We start from the raw sequence: 4,823 nt of genomic DNA, 5'->3' as shown, positions 1-4,823 counted from the left end.
CGCACGGCGAACGTGGCGCTCGGCTTCGACAACCTCACCGACTACGTGGAACGAAGCCCGTACTTCGGCTGCATCACCGGCCGGTACGCCAATCGGATCGCGCTGGGCCGGTTCACCCTCGACGGAGTCGCATACCAGCTTCCGATCAACAACGCACCCAACAGCCTGCACGGAGGTGACGTCGGCTTCGACAAGCACATCTGGTCGGCCACGCCGTTCCGGCGCGGGGACAGCGTCGGCCTGGTGATGCGCCACACGAGCCCGCACCTCGACCAGGGCTACCCCGGCACGCTGAGCACGACGGTCACCTACACGCTGACCCGGGACAACGCCATCCGAATGGAATACCACGCCACGACGGACCGGCCGACGATCGTCAACCTCACCAACCACACGTACTTCAATCTCGCCGGTGAGGGCTCGGGCACCATCGAGGGCCACAAGCTCCAGCTCAATGCCGGCCGGTACACCCCGGTCGACGCGACGCTGATCCCGACCGGCAGTCTCGATGCGGTCGCCGGCACACCGATGGACTTCACCCGGCCCGTCGCGATCGGTGAGCGGATCCGCGACAGCTTCCCGCAACTGGTCATCGGCCGCGGCTACGACCACAACTACGTCCTGGACCGGCACGGCAGGCCGGGCCTGGTGCAGGCGGCCCGGGTCGTCGAGCCGCGCAGCGGCCGGGTGCTGAACGTCATGACTGAGGAGCCGGGCATCCAGTTCTACTCCGGGAACTTCCTGGACGGCACGCTCGTCGGCACGAGCGGCCGGATGTACCGGCAGGGCGACGGATTCGCGTTGGAGACCCAGCACTTCCCCGACTCACCCAACCAGCCGAGCTTCCCGAGCACCGTGCTGCGACCGGGCCAGGTGTACGAGACCACGACGGTCTACCGGTTCGGCACGACCGGATGACGGAGGCTTCCCGGTGAATGACTCGACGAAAGGTACGGCCCCGGCCGACGCTCTGCTGGTCGAGAACGTCGCGAAGCGGTTCGGCGCGCTCACCGCTCTGCGCGACGTGACGATGCGCGTCAAGCGGGGCGAGGTGCTGGGCCTGCTCGGCGACAACGGCGCCGGAAAGTCCACCCTGATCAAGATCATCTGCGGTTTCCACCGGCCGGACGCCGGCCGGATCGTGGTGGACGGCGTCGAGGTGGCGCTGCGCAGCGTCGACCATGCGCGCTCGCTCGGCATCGACACCGTCTACCAGGATCTGGCGCTGGTCAACGAACTCAGCGTTTACCACAACATGTTCCTCAACCGGGAGCACCGCATCGGACCGCTGCTCGACAACCGGAAGATGCGGCGGCTGGCGCAGGCGCACCTGCACGACATGGGGGTCGACATCCGGGACGTCACGGTGGAGGCGGCCAAGCTTTCCGGCGGTCAGCGGCAGGCGATCGCCGTGGCGCGGTCGGTCTACTCCCAGGCGCGCCTGCTGTTGCTCGACGAGCCGCTGGCCGCGATGGGCGCGAAGGAGGCGGCCGTCATCCTCGACCTCGTGCGCGACCTGAAGGACCGCGGGGACATCGCGATCGTCATCATCGCGCACAACTACGCCCAGGCGCTGTCGGTGTGCGACCGGGTGAATGTCCTCCAGCAGGGACGCATCACGTTCGACCGGATGTCGGCCGAGACGTCGGTGGTCGAGCTCACCGAGCTGATGACGGCCGGTTACCGCGACCGGCGCCGCCGCGCAGCCGACCACCACCCGTCCGTGGAAGGAAGGTGAGGGGAAGAAGTCGGCCGGCTGCACCCTCCCGGCGCGCGGTGCCGGCGGGGCGTCGGCGATGCTGTGAGCGTGGAGTACGTGTCCCGAGTGCCGCGACCGCCGCTGGACGGGCTGATCGACGACCTCTACTACCTGGAGGGTGCGCCGCCGTACGCCCGGCTGACATTGCCGGCAAGTCCGGCGGCGTTCCTCATCGTCAACCTCGGGGCACCGTTCCGCATCCGCGCCGGCACCGACATCGAGACGGTCGAGTACGCCGACGGCTGCGTGGTCACCATGCCCGCCCGCGCGCTGGAGTTCGGTTACCCACCCCGGACCCGGTCCGTCGGCGTGCACTTCAAGCCGTGGGGGCCGGCGCCGTTCCTGCCGATGCCCGCGGCCGAGCTGTGTGACCGGCCGGTGACGATAGAGCAGATCTGGGGCCGTCCCGCCGTCGCCGAGCTGCGCGACCGGCTGGCCACGGCCGAGGGACCGCACGACATGCTGACGCTGCTCGAGGAGGAGCTGATGCGACGGCTGGGCGACACCACCGGCCTGGGGCTGGTCCGCCATACGAGCCGCATCATCGCGGCGACCAGCGGGGCGGCGGCCATCGACGACCTGAGGGTGGCAGCCGGTGTCAGCAGCACTCACCTGGCACAGCGGTTCAAGGAGCTCGTCGGCGTCACGCCGAAGCGGCTGGCCCGCACCTATCGCTTCGCCGCCACCGTGCTCGCGATCGACCCTGCCGGACCGATCGACTGGGCGGACCTCGCCAGTGGCGCAGGCTACTTCGACCAGGCCCACTTCGGCCACGAGTTCCGGGCGTTCACCGGGCTCACACCGACCCGGTGGGTCGAAGTCCGGCGGCGGTTCCAGCGCGAACATCCCGGCCACGTGCTGGACAGCTGGCCGCTGCCGGCCGATTGATTTTTTACAAGAGCGACAGCTCACGAAACTCTAACCTGAGGGCATCCCCAAGCAGAGGAGCGCCCATGGGCAAAGTAGTCATGTACAGCTCGGTGTCGGTGGACGGCTTCATCGCGGACGAGAACGACCAGCCCGGACCGCTGTTCGACTGGTTGTCCAGCGGCGACGTCCCGTTGGACGAAAGCGGCGAGGTGAAGGTGTCGCAGACGTCCTACGACTACATCCGGCCGTACTGGGACCAGATCGGGGTGACGATCGCCGGCCGTCACGTCTTCGACATGACCGACGGCTGGGACGGGAAGCCTCCGGGCGGGATCGACCACGTGGTCGTCGTGACGCACCGGCCACAGCCCGAGGGCTGGGACCCCGAGGCGCCGTTCCACTTCGTCGACGGCGTCGAGGCAGCCGTGGCGAAGGCGCAGGAGCTTGCCGGTGACCGCCTGGTCGAGGTCGCCGCCGGGGACGTCGGTGGCCAGGCGCTTGCCGCGGGCCTGGTCGACGAGGTGCGCATGGATGTCGTACCCGTGGTGTTCGGGTCCGGCAAGCGCTACTTCGGGTCGGTCCACGCGCAGCACCTGCTGGAGGATCCCGACGTGTTGATCCAGAGTGACCGGGTGCTTCACCTGCGCTATCGGGTGCGCCGTTGACCTAGCGCTTCGTCATCGCCGCTGTGGCCGTGTATCGGCCGCTGGCCGGCTTGTAGTCGAGCAGCATCGTGGCCGGGCCGGTCGGCCAGAGCACGATGTCGCCCTCCGAGCTGCACCTGCCCTTGTCGATCCGCTCGGTCAGGACGATCTTCTCGCTCGTCCGCTTCGTGACCGTGACGGTTCCCGAGCAGTCCAGGCGCGGGTAGCGGATCGTGCCGCTGTCCGCGTCCAGCGCGAACCGCAGGGTGACCGGCTCGTCGCTGCCGAAGCTCTGCTCCAGCTCGCCCACCCACTCGGGCGCGGGAGCCGCCGCTGCCGTCGATCCGGCGGCAGAGGGCGAGGCGGGCGGCTGGGCGATCACGCCCTGCGGGCGGCCTTCCTGGAGCAGGGGTACGGCGGTGGCGGCGCCCCCGCCGACCAGGACGACCGCGGCGACGGCGGCGGCGATCCGCCGGCGGCGACGGCGCGTCACGGCGCCGGGGCTCTCGAACCGCCAGGTCACCGCCTCGACCGCGGCGCGCAGGTCCGGCTGGTCGGGCAGGACCAGGGTGTCGTCGGCCGTGCCGGGGTGCAGGAGGCGGTCCAGCAGCTGGCGGGCCGTCGGGCGCTGCGCCGGGTCTTTGGCGAGAGCGTCGGCCACCAGGTCGCGCAACGTCCCGTGCAGGCCGTCGAGGGTCGGCTCCTCGGTGAGGATGCGGGCCGCCGTGGCCATCGGCGTGGCGGCCTCGAACGGCTCGTGGCCGGTGCCGGCCAGGGTGACGACCGCGCCCCAGGAGAAGATGTCGGCCGACGGCTCGGCCGGGGCCCCCGCACGCGGGTCGAAGCGCTCCGGCGCCATGTAGCCGACCGTACCCACGAGCTCGTTCTCCGCCGTGAGGCGGTCGGCCGACCGCAGCGCGTGGGCGATGCCGAAATCGATGACCTTGGGGCTGCCCGGCGGCAGCAGGACGTTGCGCGGCTTCAGATCGCGGTGGATCACCCCGGCGCCGTGGATGGCGGTCAGGGCGGTCGCCACGCCGATCGCGAGGGCGTGCAGGTTCGACGCGGTCAGCGGCCCGTCGCGGTCGATCACCTCGGCCAGGCTGGGTCCGTCGACGTATTCGACGACCAGGTACGGCGTGCTGTGGTCGGGATCGGCGTCCAGCACCTCGGCGGTGCAGAACGGCGGCACCAGGCGGGCCCCGTCGATCTCGCGCCGGAACCGCCGGGCGAACTCCGGATCCGCGGCGAGATGACTGCGGACCACCTTGACGGCCACCCGGCGCCCGCGGGGATCCGTGGCGAGATAGACGGTGCCCATGCCGCCCTCGCCGAGCCGGCCGACGAGAGAATACGGGCCGATGGCGGCCGGATCCCGCGGCGACAGCGCAGCGACCTCTGCCCCCGGTCGAGAAGTCACAACGCCTCACCATGCCCGTCGATATGCCGAACACAAGGTACAGGGCAACCTTTCCGCCATGTGGTTTCGTTCCCCAGGTATGAGGCGATCGCAGGGCCCGCTGTCGTGAACCCGACCGACGACGAGTACC

At 70.2% G+C, this 4,823-nt stretch carries 5 protein-coding genes; 4 read left to right on the top strand and 1 reads right to left on the bottom strand.

The window, feature by feature from the left end:
- From AB0M20_RS27795 to AB0M20_RS27780, 4 genes are all read left to right on the top strand, one after another.
- Positions 1–918: aldose epimerase family protein (locus tag AB0M20_RS27795; RefSeq protein WP_364303097.1), on the top strand; the 918-nt coding region annotated here is incomplete at its 5' end.
- 13 nt (positions 919–931) lie between these two features.
- Positions 932–1,738 (top strand): ATP-binding cassette domain-containing protein, encoded by an 807-nt coding sequence (locus AB0M20_RS27790; protein WP_364303095.1) that lies wholly within the window; start codon positions 932–934, stop codon positions 1,736–1,738.
- A 69-nt stretch (positions 1,739–1,807) separates the two neighbouring features.
- Complete coding sequence (locus AB0M20_RS27785) at positions 1,808–2,647, top strand: helix-turn-helix domain-containing protein (protein WP_364303093.1); 840 nt, start codon at positions 1,808–1,810, stop codon at positions 2,645–2,647.
- Between the two features lie 65 nt (positions 2,648–2,712).
- Complete coding sequence (locus AB0M20_RS27780) at positions 2,713–3,294, top strand: dihydrofolate reductase family protein (RefSeq protein WP_364303091.1); 582 nt, start codon at positions 2,713–2,715, stop codon at positions 3,292–3,294.
- Between the two features lies 1 nt (position 3,295).
- Here AB0M20_RS27780 and AB0M20_RS27775 read toward each other — a convergent pair whose 3' ends face one another.
- Positions 3,296–4,693: a serine/threonine-protein kinase gene (locus AB0M20_RS27775; protein WP_364303089.1), complete on the bottom strand. Its 1,398-nt coding sequence runs from the start codon at positions 4,691–4,693 to the stop codon at positions 3,296–3,298.
- Positions 4,694–4,823: the final 130 nt, after the last annotated feature.

Origin of the sequence: Actinoplanes sp. NPDC051633, assembly GCF_040681735.1 — a bacterium.
Classification (GTDB): Bacteria; Actinomycetota; Actinomycetes; order Mycobacteriales; family Micromonosporaceae; genus Actinoplanes.
This window is presented reverse-complemented; position numbering and strand designations above follow the sequence as displayed.

Excerpts from the sequence above, each read along its gene's own strand:
- AB0M20_RS27780 (WP_364303091.1), top strand. The coding sequence starts at position 2,713 with ATGGGCAAAGTAGTCATGTACAGCTCGGTGTCGGTGGACGGCTTCATC.